The organism is Janthinobacterium sp. BJB426 (assembly GCF_002735705.1).
Taxonomy (GTDB): domain Bacteria; phylum Pseudomonadota; class Gammaproteobacteria; order Burkholderiales; family Burkholderiaceae_D; genus Janthinobacterium.
Genome location: NZ_PDZL01000034.1, coordinates 1 through 16,424, shown reverse-complemented (window position 1 = coordinate 16,424; position 16,424 = coordinate 1). Strand labels below are relative to the sequence as shown.

Annotated in this window: 14 protein-coding genes and 1 rRNA gene; 12 read left to right on the top strand and 3 right to left on the bottom strand. The window is 62.0% G+C overall.

Annotated features, from left to right (window positions below; all coding sequences use genetic code 11):
• Positions 1 to 259 precede the first annotated feature (259 nt).
• From argF to ppnP, 10 genes are all read left to right on the top strand, one after another.
• The gene (gene argF, locus CSQ93_RS27720) at positions 260 to 1,180 is read left to right on the top strand and encodes an ornithine carbamoyltransferase (protein WP_099380798.1); all 921 of its coding nucleotides are present in this window, start codon (positions 260 to 262) and stop codon (positions 1,178 to 1,180) included.
• 69 nt (positions 1,181 to 1,249) lie between these two features.
• On the top strand, positions 1,250 to 2,485 hold the full coding sequence (locus tag CSQ93_RS27715; RefSeq protein WP_035825961.1) for an argininosuccinate synthase: 1,236 nt from the start codon (positions 1,250 to 1,252) through the stop codon (positions 2,483 to 2,485).
• Positions 2,486 to 2,660: 175 nt separating this feature from the next.
• Positions 2,661 to 4,472 carry a methyl-accepting chemotaxis protein gene (locus CSQ93_RS27710; protein ID WP_099380797.1) on the top strand — a complete coding sequence of 604 codons (1,812 nt, stop codon included), beginning with the start codon at positions 2,661 to 2,663 and terminating at the stop codon, positions 4,470 to 4,472.
• Between the two features lie 4 nt (positions 4,473 to 4,476).
• Complete coding sequence (locus CSQ93_RS27705) at positions 4,477 to 4,932, top strand: chemotaxis protein CheW (RefSeq protein WP_099380796.1); 456 nt, start codon at positions 4,477 to 4,479, stop codon at positions 4,930 to 4,932.
• Positions 4,929 to 6,167 carry a CheR family methyltransferase gene (locus CSQ93_RS27700; protein WP_099380795.1) on the top strand — a complete coding sequence of 413 codons (1,239 nt, stop codon included), beginning with the start codon at positions 4,929 to 4,931 and terminating at the stop codon, positions 6,165 to 6,167. Before CSQ93_RS27705 ends, CSQ93_RS27700 begins: the two co-directional genes overlap by 4 nt.
• A 9-nt stretch (positions 6,168 to 6,176) precedes the next feature.
• The gene (locus CSQ93_RS27695; RefSeq protein WP_099380794.1) at positions 6,177 to 6,863 is read left to right on the top strand and encodes a chemotaxis protein CheW; all 687 of its coding nucleotides are present in this window, start codon (positions 6,177 to 6,179) and stop codon (positions 6,861 to 6,863) included.
• The gene (locus CSQ93_RS27690; protein WP_099380793.1) at positions 6,860 to 9,145 is read left to right on the top strand and encodes a hybrid sensor histidine kinase/response regulator; all 2,286 of its coding nucleotides are present in this window, start codon (positions 6,860 to 6,862) and stop codon (positions 9,143 to 9,145) included. The genes CSQ93_RS27695 and CSQ93_RS27690 overlap by 4 nt, the downstream gene beginning before the upstream one ends.
• Before the next feature lie 10 nt (positions 9,146 to 9,155).
• The gene (cheB, locus tag CSQ93_RS27685; protein ID WP_099380812.1) at positions 9,156 to 10,208 is read left to right on the top strand and encodes a chemotaxis-specific protein-glutamate methyltransferase CheB; all 1,053 of its coding nucleotides are present in this window, start codon (positions 9,156 to 9,158) and stop codon (positions 10,206 to 10,208) included.
• A 10-nt stretch (positions 10,209 to 10,218) separates the two neighbouring features.
• Positions 10,219 to 11,244 (top strand): diguanylate cyclase, encoded by a 1,026-nt coding sequence (locus tag CSQ93_RS27680; protein WP_099380792.1) that lies wholly within the window; start codon positions 10,219 to 10,221, stop codon positions 11,242 to 11,244.
• A 25-nt stretch (positions 11,245 to 11,269) separates the two neighbouring features.
• Entirely contained in the window at positions 11,270 to 11,584 is a 315-nt protein-coding gene (ppnP, locus tag CSQ93_RS27675) for a pyrimidine/purine nucleoside phosphorylase (RefSeq protein ID WP_099380791.1), read from the top strand.
• A gap of 111 nt (positions 11,585 to 11,695) precedes the next feature.
• Here the strand turns inward: ppnP and murB are convergent, their stop codons facing one another.
• Complete coding sequence (murB, locus tag CSQ93_RS27670; RefSeq protein WP_099380790.1) at positions 11,696 to 12,724, bottom strand: UDP-N-acetylmuramate dehydrogenase; 1,029 nt, start codon at positions 12,722 to 12,724, stop codon at positions 11,696 to 11,698.
• Positions 12,725 to 12,909: 185 nt separating this feature from the next.
• Between murB and CSQ93_RS27665 the strand changes: the two genes are divergently transcribed.
• The gene (locus CSQ93_RS27665; protein ID WP_099380789.1) at positions 12,910 to 13,395 is read left to right on the top strand and encodes a YajQ family cyclic di-GMP-binding protein; all 486 of its coding nucleotides are present in this window, start codon (positions 12,910 to 12,912) and stop codon (positions 13,393 to 13,395) included.
• 184 nt (positions 13,396 to 13,579) lie between these two features.
• Positions 13,580 to 14,845, top strand: coding sequence for a nitronate monooxygenase (locus tag CSQ93_RS27660; RefSeq protein WP_070277935.1), 1,266 nt, complete (start codon positions 13,580 to 13,582; stop codon positions 14,843 to 14,845).
• Positions 14,846 to 14,898: 53 nt separating this feature from the next.
• Here CSQ93_RS27660 and CSQ93_RS27655 read toward each other — a convergent pair whose 3' ends face one another.
• The gene (locus CSQ93_RS27655) at positions 14,899 to 16,197 is read right to left on the bottom strand and encodes a leucine-rich repeat-containing protein kinase family protein (protein WP_233516377.1); all 1,299 of its coding nucleotides are present in this window, start codon (positions 16,195 to 16,197) and stop codon (positions 14,899 to 14,901) included.
• Between the two features lie 110 nt (positions 16,198 to 16,307).
• A 5S ribosomal RNA gene (gene rrf, locus CSQ93_RS27650) occupies positions 16,308 to 16,420 on the bottom strand.
• Positions 16,421 to 16,424 lie beyond the last annotated feature (4 nt).

Below are 16,424 nucleotides of genomic sequence, written 5' to 3'. Positions count from 1 at the left end.
GCTTGCCTATACAAGTACGCGCCCGGCCAGTCTTTCCAATCTAAAAGCAAAACCCTTATAATTGAACGGCTGAAGTACTTGCCATTGCATTATTTTCAACTTGGCAAACTGCATCGACCCGCGCGACAGGCGTCGCGCTGGCACCGATCAACACAGCAGCGCGCCGGGCGAGGCAGTCATCAGACGAGATGTTGTACGCTGATGCAACCCGGCGGGAAAGGCACGCCGCCGGCGGCCTGCGCATCTTCAAGTGGTCATTATGTCGACAAAAAAACCGATCAAGCACTACCTCCAGTTCTCCGATTTCACGTTGGAAGAGTACGAATATGTGATCGAACGCGCCCATCTGATCAAGCGCAAGTTCAAGAACTATGAAATCTACCATCCACTGATCGACCGCACCCTGGTGATGGTCTTTGAAAAGAACTCGACCCGCACGCGATTGTCGTTCGAAGCCGGCATGCATCAGCTGGGCGGCGCCGCCATCTACCTGAACACGCGCGATTCCCAGCTGGGCCGCGGCGAGCCGGTGGAAGACGCGGGCCAGGTCATGTCGCGCATGTGCGACATCATCATGGTGCGCACCTTCGGCCAGGAAATCATCGAGCGTTTCGCCGCCAATTCGCGCGTGCCGGTGATCAATGGCCTGACCAATGAACACCACCCGTGCCAGGTCTTTGCCGACATCTTCACCTATATCGAACACCGCGGCTCGATAGCCGGCAAGGTCGTCGCCTGGATCGGCGACGCCAACAACATGCTGTACTCGTGGCTGCAAGCGGCCGAGGTGTTCGGCTTCCACGTCAACGTGTCGACGCCAAAGGGCTACGACATCGACCTGGCGCAGGTCAAGACCGAGCGCTACACCTTCTTCGCCAACCCGTCGGACGCCTGCGAAGGCGCGCACCTGGTCAACACGGACGTGTGGACCAGCATGGGCTACGAAGCGGAAAACGCGGCCCGCATCGCCGCCTTCGACGGCTGGATCGTCGATGGCGCGAAGATGTCCCGCGCCGCGCCCGACGCGCTGTTCATGCACTGCCTGCCCGCCCACCGCGGCGAGGAAGTAGCCGCCGAAGTGATCGACGGCCCCCAATCGGTGGTGTGGGACGAAGCGGAAAACCGTTTGCACGTGCAAAAAGCGCTGATCGAATACCTGTTACTCGGTAAAATCAACTAATTCGCCAGGCACTGCATAACACCTGGCAGCATCGCAATACATACATCGACAACGACAACTGGAAGCAATATGAGCGACATTAAAAAAGTAGTCCTGGCCTATTCCGGCGGACTCGACACCTCCGTCATCCTGAAATGGCTGCAAGATAACTACCAGTGCGAAATCGTCACCTTCACGGCCGACCTGGGCCAGGGCGAAGAACTGGAACCGGCGCGCGCCAAGGCCATCAAATTCGGCATCAAGCCGGAAAACATCCATATCGAAGACGTACGCGAAGAATTCGTGCGCGATTTCGTCTTCCCGATGTTCCGCGCCAACACCGTGTATGAAGGCGAGTACCTGCTGGGCACCTCAATCGCCCGTCCTTTGATCGCCAAGCGCCTGATCGAAATCGCCAACGCCACGGGCGCCGACGCCATCTCGCACGGCGCGACCGGCAAGGGCAACGACCAGGTGCGTTTCGAACTGGGCGCCTATGCCCTCAAGCCAGGCGTAAAAATCATCGCGCCATGGCGCGAATGGGATCTGCTGTCGCGCGAAAAACTGCTGAAGTACGCGGAAGACGCCGGCATCGAAATCGACATGAAGCACAAAAACGGCGGTGCGCCGTACTCGATGGATGCCAACTTGCTGCACATCAGCTTTGAAGGCCGCCACCTGGAAAACCCGAGCGCCGAAGCAGAAGAAACGATGTGGCGCTGGACCGTCAGCCCGGAAAACGCCCCGGACGAAGCGGAATACCTGGACATCGAATACGAAAAAGGCGATATCGTCGCCATCAACGGCGTGCGCATGTCGCCTGCCACCGTGCTGGCCGAACTGAACAAAGTTGGCGGCAAGCATGGCGTGGGACGCCTGGACCTGGTGGAAAACCGCTATGTCGGCATGAAATCGCGCGGCTGCTATGAAACCCCGGGCGGCACCATCATGCTGAAAGCCCACCGCGCCATCGAATCGATCACCCTGGACCGCGAAGTGGCCCACCTGAAAGATGACCTGATGCCGCGCTACGCGTCGATGATCTACAACGGCTACTGGTGGGCGCCTGAGCGCGTTGCCCTGCAAACCCTGATCGACCACACGCAGGAAACCGTGAACGGCTGGGTACGCATCAAGCTGTACAAGGGCAATGTCATCGTCGTTTCGCGCGATTCGAAGACGGATTCGCTGTTCGACATGAACATCGCCACCTTCGACGAAGACGGCGGCGCCTACAACCAGGCCGACGCCGGCGGCTTCATCAAGCTGAACGCCTTGCGCATGCGCATCGCCGCCATCGCCCGCGAAAAGCGCGGTCAGAAGTAATTAGTTGCCGGGAGGCACTATCTCCCGCATCCACCGAAGCCGCCCACGGGCGGCTTTTCCCGTTTACAGCGCACTCTGCCGCGATTTACGCCCCTGCACGCCCCCCATTTTGCTGTCTGCGTGGCAAAATGCTACAGTGCAATTGTGCTGACCTTCCCGCTTCCGGAGCCCTCCCATGTTCAAAGACCTGAGTATCAAGAATAAACTGTACCTGGGCTTCGGCTCCATCGTGGCCATCATCCTGATCTTGCTGGCCGTCGCCTACAACAGCTTTTCGCGCCTGTCGGAAGCCAATGCCTGGGACCGCCACACGATGGAAGTGCTGGTCGAGATCGACAAGATTCACAATTCCATCCTGCAAATCCAGGTGGAAGCGCGCGGTTTCATTCTCACCGGCAACGAAGCTTCGCTGAACCCGGAAACGGACGAGATGGCGGTGCTGACGCAGCACACGCAAAAAGCCATCAGCATGACGGTCGACAACAAGCTGCAGTCGGAGCGCTTCCGCAAGATCGATGCGCTGACCACCACCTGGGTCAAGGAGTGGATCAATCCCCTGATCGAGAAGCGCCGCGCGCTGGGCAACGCGCCGGGCGCCACGGAATCGGTGGCGCGCACCATGCCGCCGACCGGCTACCCGGCCGTCGCGCAAGCGAACAAGCTGCTCGACGAAGTCGCCGCCGAAGAAACCCGCTTGCTGGCCGAACGCACGGCCACGACGGCGAAATTGCAGGAAACCATGCTGCTGACCCTGGCACTGGGCGGCCTGCTGTGCGTGGTACTGGCGCTGGGTATTTCCTACCTGCTCGGCCGTTCCATCCTCGGTCCGCTGAACAGCCTGACGGACGCCGTCGGGCGCATCGCCGGCGGCGAGCAAAGCGCGCGCGCCGCCATCCTCTCGCGCGACGAGCTGGGCAAGGTGACGGAAGAATTCAACCGCATGGCGCAAACCATCCAGGACAATCAGGCCAATGAACTGGCTGCCACCAACAGCTTGCGGGCCAAGGTCGATTCGCTGCTGGAAGTGGTGTCGAAGGCAGCCTCGGGCGACCTGACGGGCAAGGTCAGCATCACGGGCAGCGACGCCATCGGCCAGCTGGGCAATGGCCTGGCGAAGATGTTCGAAAATCTGCGCAGCCTGCTCAACAATGTGCAAAAGGCCGGCATCCAGGTGACGACGTCCGCCACGGAAATCGCCGCCTCGGCACGCCAGCAGGAAGCCACGGGCATTGAGCAAGCGCAAACGAGCGTGGAAATTCTCAGCACCACCAAGGAAATCTCGGCCAACACGAGCCAGTTGCTCAAAACCATGGAAGACGCCACCGCCGTGGCCGACTACACGACGAATGCCACGGCCGAAGCGCAAAACAACCTCAAGCGCATGGATTCGACCATGCAGCACATGGTCTCGGCCACCGATTCCATCAACGCCAAGCTGGCGGCCCTGTCGGAAAAAGCCAGCAATATCAATAGCGTACTGATCACCATCACCAAGGTGGCCGACCAGACCAACATCCTCTCGCTGAACGCCGCCATCGAGGCGGAAAAAGCGGGCGAAGCGGGCCGCGGCTTTTCTGTCGTGGCGACGGAAATCCGCCGCCTGGCCGACCAGACTTCCGTCTCCACCTGGGATATCGAGCAAATGCTCAAGGAAATGCAGTCGGCCGTGTCCGCCAGTGTGATGGGCATGGATAAATTCTCGGAAGAAATTCGCCGCAGCGTGGGCGAAGTGCGGCAAGTGGCGGAACAACTGTCGTCCGTGATGGACCAGGTGCAGAAACTCACGCCGCAATTCGATGCCGTGCTGCAAGGCATGCAGTCGCAGGCGATCGGCGCGTCGCAAATTTCCGACACCATGATGCAGCTCAACGACGCCACGCAGCAAACGGTGGAATCGCTGAAAGCCACCAGCGAGGCGGTGCACCAGCTGCAATATGCGGCAGGCGACCTGCAGTCGAGCGTGTCGTCCTTCGCCGTCACCATCTGATCCCATGAAAGTACTGCTCTTTCACATCGGACGCGACCGCTATGGCCTGCCCCTGGCCGGCATCGTGCGCGTCTTGCCGTTGCTGGAGCTGAAACAGTTGCCGCTCACGCCAGACTACGTGGCCGGCCTGATGGACTTGCACGGCACGCCCGTGCCCGTGATCGACCTGTCGCGCCTGGCAGGACTGCCTGCCGCCGCCGCGCAATTCGACACGCGCATCGTCATCGTCGACTACCGCGCGCCCGGCGGGACCACGCATGCGCTGGGCTTGCTGGCCACGCAGGTGCGCGGCATCGCCGACATCGCTGCGGAAAAGCTCGAGGATAGCGGCGTGGCTACGGCCCCCTTCCTTGGCCAGGTGGCCAGCGACGCCGCCGGCATCGTGCAGCTGGTCGAACTCGAACAGCTGCTGCCGCCGGACGTGCGTGCGCTGCTGTTTCAAGACGCGAGTGCAGCATGACGGCACAAGCCCTGCTGCGCCGCGCGACCGGCCTGTCCGTTTCCAAGTCCGTGGCCGAGCGGGCCGTCGGCCAGCGCATGGAGCAGACGGGCTTCAGCGATAGCGAGGCCTACCTGCAGGCGCTCACGCCGGCCGAAATGACGCAATTGATCGAGCTGGTGGTGGTGCCGGAATCATGGCTGTTCCGCGACCCGCAGGCGTTCTACGCCACCGTCGAACTGGTACAGGAACGCTGGGCGCGGGGACGCGCCACGCGCATCCTGTCGATTCCCTGCGCGGGCGGCGAGGAACCGTATTCGATGGCCATGGCGCTGCGCGACGGCGGCGTGCCGAAGCAGGCGTTCAGCATCGACGCGTATGACCTCAGTCCCGGCTGCATCGAGCGCGCGCAAGCCGGCGTGTATGGCCGCAACGCCTTCCGCGCGCAGGACGTCGCCTTCCGAGAACGCTATTTCACGCACGTGGCCGACGACGCCTACCGCATCATCGACTCCTTGCGCGAACAGGTGACCTTCAGGCAGGGCAATCTGCTGCAGTTCGACACCGCCACCTACAGCCGCCACTACGACGTCATCTTCTGCCGCAACCTGCTGATCTATTTTGACAAGCCGACCACGCGCGCGGCCATCCACAACCTGTCCGCCCTGCTGGCCGACGACGGCATGCTGCTGGCCGGCTATGCAGAAGTGCCATCGTTCTGCCAGAACGGCTTTGCGACGCTGCAGTTTCGCCAGGCCTTCGCCCTGAAGAAGGAAACGGCGGCGCCGGCCAGCCCCATGCAGGTGGCGCCGCTGCCGGCCATGCGCACCTTGCGCAGCGTGCCGCCCGCCCCAAGGCGCACTGCCGCTCCCGTCGCACAAGCTGCGCCGCGCACGCGCCCCGTGTCCGTGCCGACGCCGGCCGCGCAAGCCGCGCAAGCCGATTTGCTGGCCGAGGCGCGCCTGCTGGCCGACCGTGGCCAATTGCGCGAGGCAGGCGAAAAATGCCACGCCCATCTGGCGCGAGTGCCCGAGGCGGCAGAAGCGTATTTCATGTTGGGCATCATCAATGAACTGGCCGGCAAGATGGACCTGGCCGACGATTACTGGCGCCGCTGCATCTACCTGCAGCCCGACCACTACGAGGCGCTGTGCCACCTGTCCCTGCTGGCCGAACGCAATGGCAACCACACGGCCGCCGCCACCCTGAAGGCGCGCGCGGCGCGCATCTACCAGCGCCGCCAGGCATCCAACTAAGGGGCAAGCATGACAAATCTCATCGCCACCGAGTCCCCCGCCGCCATCGACGACTGCTGGAACCATATCGGCGTGGTCGGCGACCAGAGCTGCTCCAAGCTGCCGGCCAACGTGCATTGCCGTAACTGCGACGTGTATGCGGGCGCCGCCCAGCGCAACCTGCAACGTCCCGTGGATGAGCACTACCAGCGCGACTGGGCCAGCCACTTCCGCCAGATCGATGCGGGCGGCGAAGTGCGCGACAGCTCGGCGCTGGTGTTTCGCATCGGCCGCGAATGGCTGGCACTGCCCACGCGCGTATTCGACGCCGTGGCGCCACAGGCCAAGCCGCACGTGCTGCCGCACCGTGGCGGGCGCGGCCTGGCGGGCATCGTCAATATCGGCGGCAAGCTGTATCCATGCATGTCGCTGGCACACTTGCTGGGCATCGACGAACAGGGCGCGCCACCGGCCAAGGGCCGCCACACGTTCGCGCGCCTGCTGCTGATGCGCTGGGAGGAACAGGCCTACGCGCTGCCCGTGGCCGACCTGCACGGCATCGTGCGCTATGCGTCAGGCGCCGTGCAGGCGCCGGCGGCCACCATCAACAAGGGCCTGTCGCGCTATTTGTCCGGCGTCATCACCGAGGGCGACCTGCGCATCGGCTGCCTCGATACGGCGCTGATCGGCTTTCAACTTGCGAGACTATTACGATGAGCCAGGACCAGCACGGCGACCTGAGTGCCTTTTCCATGCTGGACCTGTTCCGCATGGAGGCGGACAGCCAGACCCAGATTCTCACCGATGGCTTGCTGGCCATGGAGCGCCATGCGGGCGATGCGGCAGCCGTCGAGGCGATGATGCGCGCGGCGCACTCGATCAAGGGTGCCGCCGCCATCGTCGGCCTGCAAGTGGTGGTGCAACTGGCGCACGGCATGGAAGACAGTTTTGTTGCCGCCCAGCATGGCCGCTTGAAACTCACGCCGGAACGGGTCGACGTGCTGCTGTCGGGCGTCGACCTGATCGTCCAGCTGTCTCGGCTGGACGACGCGGGCGCCGAAGCGTGGCTGGCCGCGAATGCGACGCAGATCGACCAGACCCTGAACGCCATCGCCGGCATCGCCGACCTGCCCGAATTGCCGGCCCTGCCCTCGGCCGCGGCGCCCTTGCCGCCGCCGGTGGCTGAAGCGCAGGCTCCCATGGCCAGCGGCTTGGCGGGAGATGAACCGGAAACGGCCGCCCCGGCACCGCGCGCGGGTGCTGGCACTGCCAAGGCAGCGGCGCAAAACTTCGACAAACTGCTGTCGCTGGCCAGCGAATCGCGCATCAATGCGCACCAGATGCACCCGTTCATCGGCGCGCTGCAGCGCTTCAAGCGCAACCAGAGCAGCCTGTTTTCCGCCGTCGAGCACCTGCACGAAGCCATTGCCCGCTCGGGCGACGCGGGCCTGATGGAAAAGTCGCTGCTGGCGCTGCAAAAGACGCAGCCCCTGAAGCAGTTCATGCTCGAACACATCGCCGACATCGAAACCTATGAACGGCGCTTGCTGGCCGTTTCACAAGGCATGGTCGACGAAGTGCTGGCCCTGCGCATGCGCCCTTTCCGCGACGGCATCCACGCGTTTCCCCGCATGGTGCGCGACCTGGCGCGCAGCCTGGGCAAGGAAGTGCAGCTGGAAATCGAAGGCGAAGACACCCTGGTCGACCGCGACATCCTGGCGAAGATCGAAAGCCCGCTGAACCACATGCTGCGCAATGCCATCGACCATGGCATGGAAGGCCCGTACGAGCGCATCGACGCTGGCAAGGAGGCGCTGGGCACGATACGCATGGAAGCGCGCCACCGCGCCGGCATGCTGAGCATCGAGATCAGCGACGACGGGCGCGGCGTCGACCTGGAAAAAATCCGCCAGTCCGTGATCGAGCGCAAGATGGCCAGCCCCGCCATGGCCGCCGCGCTGTCGCCGGGCGAGCTGCTGGAATTTTTATTCCTGCCCGCCTTCAGCCTGAAGGCGACGGCGAACCAGTTGTCCGGACGCGGCGTGGGCCTCGACATCGTGCACGAGACGATACGCCAGCAAAACGGCACGGTGCGCCTGGAATCGGAACCGGGCCGGGGTTTCCGCGCCTTGATCACCCTGCCGCTGACGCAATCGATCGTGCGCGCGCTGGTGGTCGACGTGCATGGCGAAGCCTATGCCATCCCCATCGTCAAGGTGGAAAGCGTGGTGCGCGTGCCGCAAGCGGCCATCCATACCCTGGAAAACAAGCAGTTCTTTGAACTCAAGGGCGAGCATCTGGGCCTGGTGTCGGCGGCGCAGGTGCTGGAACTGGGCGAAGCGGCCAACCAGGCCGACGACTTGCCGGTAGTGGTGATCGGGCGCGGCAAGCAAAGCTATGCGCTGGTGGTCGACGCCATCCGCGGCGAGCAAAGCCTGGCGGTGCAGGCCATCGACCCGATTTTCGGCAAGATGCGCGACATTTCCGCCGCAGCCCTGCTCGACGACGGCGAGCCCGTACTGATCCTCGACGTGCCCGATTTGCTGCTGTCGATCGACAAGCTGCTGCACGAGGGCGGCCTGCACCAACTGGCGCAGGCCGGCCACACGCAGCAGCGCCGCGCCAAGCGCATCCTCGTCGTCGACGATTCGCTGACGGTGCGCGAGATGGAGCGCAAGCTGCTGCTGGCGCGCGGCTTCGAAGTCGACGTGGCCATCGACGGCATCGACGGCTGGAACGTCGTGCGCAGCGGCGAATACGACCTGGTGATCACCGACGTCGACATGCCGCGCATGGATGGCATCGAACTGGTGTCGCTGATCAAGAAGGACCTGCACCTGCACAAGCTGCCGGTGATGATCGTCTCGTACAAGGACCGTCCGGAAGACCGCGCGCGCGGCCTGTCCGCCGGCGCCGACTATTACCTGACCAAAGGCAGCTTCCACGACGAGACCTTGCTCGACGCGGTGGCCGACCTGATAGGAGATGCCCGCTTATGAGTTGTACTTCATGAAAATTGCCATTGCCAACGATGTCCCCATGGCCGCCGAGGCCCTGCGCCGCGTGGTGGCCAGCACGCAGGAACACCAGGTGCTGTGGATCGCCCGCACCGGACTCGAAGCCGTGCGCATGTGCGAGGGCAACCGCCCCGACCTGATCCTGATGGACCTGAACATGCCGGAAATGGATGGCGTCGAGGCGACGCGTCTGATCATGGAACAAAGCCCGTGCGCCATCCTGGTGGTCACTGGCCGCCCGCAAGACAATGTCAACCAGGTCTTCCGCGCGCTGGGCGCCGGCGCGCTCGACGTCACGGCCACCCCCGTGCTGCAGGGGCAGGTGGGCGGCGACAGCGAACTGCTGGCCAAGATCAAGACCATCGGCAAGCTGATACGCCACAGCGCCGAAACACCGCCGCCGCGCCAGACGAACGGCAATGGCGGCGAACGGGGCGACGGCCAGGTATCGACCCTGGTGGCCATCGGCGCCTCGACGGGCGGCCCTTCGGCCGTGGCCAAGGTGCTGTCCGGCTGGACGGCGCCGCCCGGCTGCGCCATCGTGGTGGTGCAGCATATCGATGAAACCTTCGCCTCGCACTTCGCCAAATGGCTCGATGACCAGCTCAGCATGCCCGTGCGCGTGATCGCCGAAGGCGACGAACTGGTGTCCGGCACGGTACTGATCGCCAAGACCAATGATCACCTGCTGCTAGATCAAAATTATCGTTTGGGTTACGATGCAGCACCACGCGAGTATGTTTACCGCCCGTCCGTCGATGTCTTCTTCAACTGCGTGGCGCAGCACTGGCGCGGCGAGGCCATCGGCGTATTGCTCACAGGCATGGGGCGCGACGGCGGCGATGGCTTGCTGGCCATGCGCCGCGCCGGCAAGACGACCATCGCGCAAGACCAGGCCAGCAGTGCCGTGTACGGCATGCCGCGCGCGGCGGCCGAACTCGATGCGGCGCAGCTCATCCTGCCCCTGGATAGAATAGGCGCCAGCCTGCGCAGCCGCCTGGGCGCCAAACTCAACAATGGGTGGGAGCCCTCCCCTAACATCTGAAAAGAATGCAATGCCAGAATTCTCCTCCAGTTTCACCCAGCCTGAGCCCGCATTGACCGAATTCAAGGTCAGCGTGCTGCTGGTGGACGACCAGTTGATCATTGCCGAGGCAGTCCGACGCATGCTCAGCGAGCAACAGGATATCGAATTTCATTACGTGACCGACGCCACGCAGGCGCTGGACACGGCGCTGCGCTTGCAACCGACCGTCATCCTGCAAGACCTGGTGATGCCGGGCATCGACGGCTTCGCCCTGATCCAGCTGTACCGCGAAAACGCGGCGCTGGCGCATGTGCCGGTGATCGTGATGTCGGCCAAGGATGACCCGAAACTGAAGGCGCACAGCTTTGCCGTCGGCGCCAACGATTATGTGGTGAAACTGCCGGACCGCCTGGAGTTGCTGGCACGCATACGCTACCATTCCAACGCCCACATCAGCCGTTTGCAACGCGACCAGGCTTTTCGTTTCCTGCGGGAAAGTCAGAAGAACCTGGCCGACGCGAATATTGAATTACAGAAACTAGCCGCTCTCGATGGCTTGACGGGCATCGCCAACCGCCGCCGCTTCGATGAAACCCTGCAATTCGAATGGCAGCGTGGCCAGCGCGACAAGACGCCGTTGAGCTTGCTGTTCTGCGATATCGACCATTTCAAAAGCTATAACGATCACTTTGGCCACCTGGCGGGCGACCTGTGCCTGAAAAAAGTCGCCGCCGTGCTGACGGAACATTTGAAACGCCCGGCGGACCTGGCCGCCCGCTACGGCGGCGAAGAATTCGCCCTGATCCTGCCGGAAACGGAAGCGGCCGGCGCGTTGTTGATCGCCGAAGCGTGCCGGCGCCATCTGGAAGGCTTGCAGATAGAGAACCCGGCGGCCGGCACGGGCATCGTCACCATCTCGATCGGCGTGGCCACCATCGTGCCTTCGCCGGACTCGACGGTCGAGGAATTGATCAACCGCGCCGACCAGGCCCTGTACGCGGCCAAACGTGGCGGACGCAACAGCGTGCTGAGCGCCGCTGACGTCCAGGACTGATTTTTAACAGCAAGGAAAGTGAAGCATGAGCACACAACTGGACAATGTCAGCGTCGTCAAGAAGTCGAATATCTACTTTGACGGCAAATGCATCTCGCACAACATCATCCTGGCCGATGGCACGAAGAAAAGCGTGGGCGTGATTTTCGCGTCCTCGTTGCGCTTCAACACGGGCGCGCCGGAAATCATGGAAATCGTCAGCGGCCTGTGCAAGGTACGCCTGGCCGATGCGACAGAGTGGCACAGCTATGCCGCGGGCACGCAATTCAGTATCCCGGGCAATAGCTATTTTGACATCGAGACGCTGGAGACCGTCGACTACGTCTGCCACTTCGGCTAATCCACGCAGAAAAAACGTCCATGGCTGCGTTGCACTGCCTCGCCGTACTATTCGTACTGTCTTCGGCAATGCGCCTTGCCCTGAGCATTTTTTCAAGCGCAGATTGACTATTTAGACAAACACAGGCTCGGGCGACAGGCGCACGCCATATTTCGCCTCTACATCATCCTGTATCGCTGCCGCCAGCCGGGTAATGTCCGCGCCACGAGCGCCGCCATTATTCACCAGAACCAGTGCCTGCTTGGGATACACTCCCGCGGGCCCCAGGTTTTTTCCCTTCCAGCCACATTGATCGATCAGCCAGCCGGCCGCCAGCTTTTCCGTGCCATCGGGCTGCGCATGGTGCACGAGGGTCGGGAAACGTTCCAACAAGGCAAGACATTGCTCTCGTGATACAACGGGATTCTTGAAGAAGCTGCCCGCATTGCCGATCACGGCCGGGTCCGGCAATTTTCTCCGACGGATCGCCATCACCGTGTCCGCCACCTGTTGCGGCGTCGGCTCGGCAAGATTGCGCTCGGCCACGGCCTGCGCCAGTTCCGCATAGCGCAAGTTCGGCTGCCACTCGGCCGGCAAGGCAAACGTGACTTCCAGCACGATCAGCTCGCGCCCGTCCGCCTGCTTGAAGATGCTGTCGCGATAGGCGAAGCGGCAGGCGTCGCGGTCCATGTCGAAGACGATGCCGCTGGCGCTGTGCATGACGCTTACACTATGCAGATAATCCTTGATTTCAACGCCATACGCGCCAATATTCTGGATAGGCGCCGCGCCCACCGTGCCGGGGATCAGCGATAGGTTTTCCAGCCCGCCCACGCCCTGCGCCAGGGTCCATTGCACGAAATCGTGCCAGTTTTCGCCGGCCGCGGCCGTGACGAGTATCGTCTCGAAATCCGCCTGCGCCAGGCGCATGCCGCGCGTGGCCATGTGCAGCACGGCGCCGGGAAAGTCGCCCGTCAGCACGATGTTGCTGCCGCCGCCCAGTATCAGGCGCGGCATGGCGGACAAGGCCGGATCTTGCAGCGCCGCCTGCAATTCGGCTTGCGAAGTGATGCGTACGTAGGCGGCCGCGCTGGCCGTGATGCCGAAGGTATTCAGGCGCTGGAGGGAGTAATTGTGTTCGATGGTGAGCTCTGCAGACATGGGATAGGGAAATTTTGCTCGATTATAGAGCGAAAGCGACAAAAAACCACCTCAGGACAAGGGCGACTTGCCCGTTGTCCGTTAAAATGTCGCATCTTTAACAGGGCCGTCCCCTGGCGCAGAATCAGCCGCCAAGGCCCAGCGCGCCGAGCGTGCGCTCGCTTTAACAAGAAAAGGAACAGACCATGCCGTCATTTGATGTAGTCTCCGAAGCCGATATGATCGAAGTCAAGAATGCAGTCGAGCAATCCAACAAGGAAATCACGACGCGCTTCGACTTCAAGGGCAGCGATGCCCGCGTCGAGCACAAGGAAAACGAATTGACCGCGTTTGCGGACTCGGAATTCCAGCTCAGCCAAGTGCGCGACGTGCTGACCAACAAATTGACCAAACGCAAGGTCGATGTGCGCTTCCTCGACGAAGGTGACATCAAGAAGATCGGCGGCGACAAGGTCAAGCAGATCATCAAGATCAAGAATGGCATTGAATCGGATGATGCAAAGAAAATCGTGCGCGTCGTCAAGGACAGCAAGATGAAAGTGCAAGCGAGCATCCAGGGTGAAGCCGTGCGCGTCACGGGCGCCAAGCGGGACGACCTGCAGGCGGCCATGGCCATGCTGCGCAAGGACGTGCCCGATATGCCGCTGGAATTTAACAATTTCCGCGATTAATTTCGATCAAGCGCACGATCCAGCCAGCGTTCACGCGGCATGGTGGCAAGCTCTGCCTCGGAGAGCCTGCCCGCTTGGGGTAGAATTGAAGCTGCGCACAGCTACATGCGCCCGCGCGCCTGACCGGCAGCGGGCTTGACCGTACATCTGGCTCAGTGATAACCACGGTAGTCTAAGGATAGCAATGAAACGTGTTGATGATTTCCGCCTGCGATTTGGCAAAAAAGAATATGTGCCCATCATGATAGGCGGAATGGGTGTGGATATTTCCACGTCGGAGCTGGCCCTGGAAGCGGCCCGGCTGAACGGTATCGGCCATATTTCCGATGCCATGGTGGAAGACGTGTCGGATCGCCGTTTCGACACCACCTTCGTCAAAGACAAGACGAAACTGTACAAGTTCAACATCAATAACAGCGACAAGGCCGTGGTGCAGTTCGACCTGGGCCGCCTGGCGGAAGCACAGCGCCTGCATATCGGCCGCACCATGGAAGCGAAAAAAGGCGATGGCTTGATCTTCGTCAATTGCATGGAAAAGCTGACCATGAACGGCCCCCGCGAAACCTTGCGCGTGCGCCTGAATGCGGCGCTGGACGCCGGCATCGACGGCATCACCCTGTCCGCCGGCCTGCACTTCGGTTCGTTCGCCTTGATGGCCGACCATCCGCGTTTCCGTGATGCCAAGCTGGGCATCATCGTCTCGTCCGTGCGCGCCTTGCAGATTTTCCTGCGCAAGAACGCCAAGCTGGACCGTTTGCCCGACTTCATCATCGTCGAGGGCCCCCTGGCCGGCGGCCACCTGGGTTTCGGCATGGACTGGGCCAATTACGACCTGCACACGATCACGGCGGAACTGCTGGCCTACCTGAAAGCGGAACAGCTGGACATCCCGCTGATCGCCGCCGGCGGCATTTTCACGGGCAGCGATGCCGTTTCCTTCCTGGAAGCGGGCGCGGCTGGCGTGCAAGTGGCGACGCGCTTTACCGTCACCAAGGAATGCGGCTTGCCAAACAAGGTCAAGCAGGAATACTACAAGGCATCGGAAGAAGACATCATCGTCAATGGCGTCTCGCCGACGGGCTACCCGATGCGCATGCTGAAGAACACGCCCGCCATCGGCGCCGGCATACGTCCAGGCTGCGAATCGTATGGCTACCTGCTCGATGCAACGGGTAACTGCGCGTACATCAATTCGTACAACCGCGAAGTGGCTGCCCATCCGGAACAAAAAACCGTCGTCGTGATGGACAAGACTTGCCTGTGCACGCACATGCGCAACTTCAACTGCTGGACCTGCGGCCATTACACGTATCGCCTGAAGGACACCACGCACAAGCTCGACAACGGCGAATACCAGATCCTGACGGCCGAACACGTCTTCAAGGACTACCAGTTCAGCGTCGACAACCAGATCGCCCTGCCGGAAAAAGAAATTCTGGTAGCAAGCTGAATCTTGCTAGCCTGAAATAAAAATGGCGCAGCCTGCGAAGGCTGCGCCATTTTTTATGCGGGGAAGATGTCCCGCAAGCCCCGCTCGATCACGTCAAAGGTGGGCCGCCGCAATACTTCTTCCTGCAGGCAAGCTTCCATCATGACCTGCAGGGCGGGCAAGGGCGTCGCAGAATGCGCGATCAATTCACCCAGCAGCACGCCAAAGGCGCGCGCCTCTATGCCCTGCAGCAAGTCCCCTTGCGCTGAACCGGGCGCAAACATCGACGCCGCGCCAAAGTCACCCAGCAGGCAAGCCCCCGCGTCCGCATGCAGGATATTGTGCGCATACAGATCGCCGTGCACGATGCCGCGCGCATGCAGCTGGCACACGGCCGAAGCGATGCCATGGGCAATGGCCAGGGCTTGCGCAGGATCAAAGCATGCGCCATCGGCATATACGTCGCGCGTGCACGATTCCAGGCTCGGCGGTCCGGCCAGATTGCGGAAGGCCGTGTCGATGAGCGGCATGACGAGCCCCAGCGCCCCTTGCGGATGCGCATCGAGCGTCCCGAGGATGGGAATCAGGCCCGGATGGGCGCCGGCGCCGACACAAGCGGCCATCTCGCTGCGCGGCAAGCCATCACTGGTCATGGCCCCCTTGAATACCTTGACGGCAACCTCATCCACACCATCCAGGCGGGCACGGTAAATCACTCCCGATGCGCCCTCACCCAGCTGCTGCGCCAGTTCCAGGCGCTGCCATGCCATGCCCGCCGCAGCCACACCGGCCAGGGCCGCCAGTTCACGCGCTTGCGTAAAGGGATTGCCCGCATACGCGAGCCAGCTCAGGCGTGGCAAGGACAGCAGGCATTCGGGCAACGCCGTGAAACGGTTGGCGGCGATGCGCACCAGTTCCAGCCGGCGGCAGTTCGCCAACGAAGCGGGCAAGCTGTCGAGGCAATTTCCCGCCAGCATGAGTTTCTGCAGCTCACTGCACATGCCGAGTTCGTCCGGCAAGACTGCGATGGCATTGTCGGTCAGGGTCAGCCAGCGCAATCTGGATGGCAAGGCTGCGGCTGGCACGTGGTCGATCCGGTTCGCCTTGAAACCGATCATTTCCAGTGCAGGACAGGAACCGAGCACGGTAGGTAAAGTGGTAAACAGGTTATCCGAGCAAAAAATGATGCGCAGCTTGTGCAGGCGCGGCAAATCGTCGGGCAGCGCGGACAGCGCGTTGCCGGACAGGTCGAGGATTTCCAGGCTGTCTGCCAGGTCGAAGATGTCGTGGGGAAAGTCCGTCAAGCCGCAGGACAGCTTCAGGCGGCGCAGGCCAGCCAGTTGGCCAGCGCGTAATTGCTCCAGTGTATGCACAGCAGACAAGATATCCCTTTCAAGGTAGCACGCGATCGATGCCATGCATAAATCATTGGACGTAAAAAAACCCCAACCGGATCACCGGAAGGGGTTTTTTCGAATAACAAGCCTGACGATAACCTACTTTCACACTGGTTGCAGCACTATCATCGGCGCAAAGTTGTTTCACGGTCCTGTTCGGGATGGGAAGGGGTGGGACCAACTTGCTATGGTCATCAGGCATA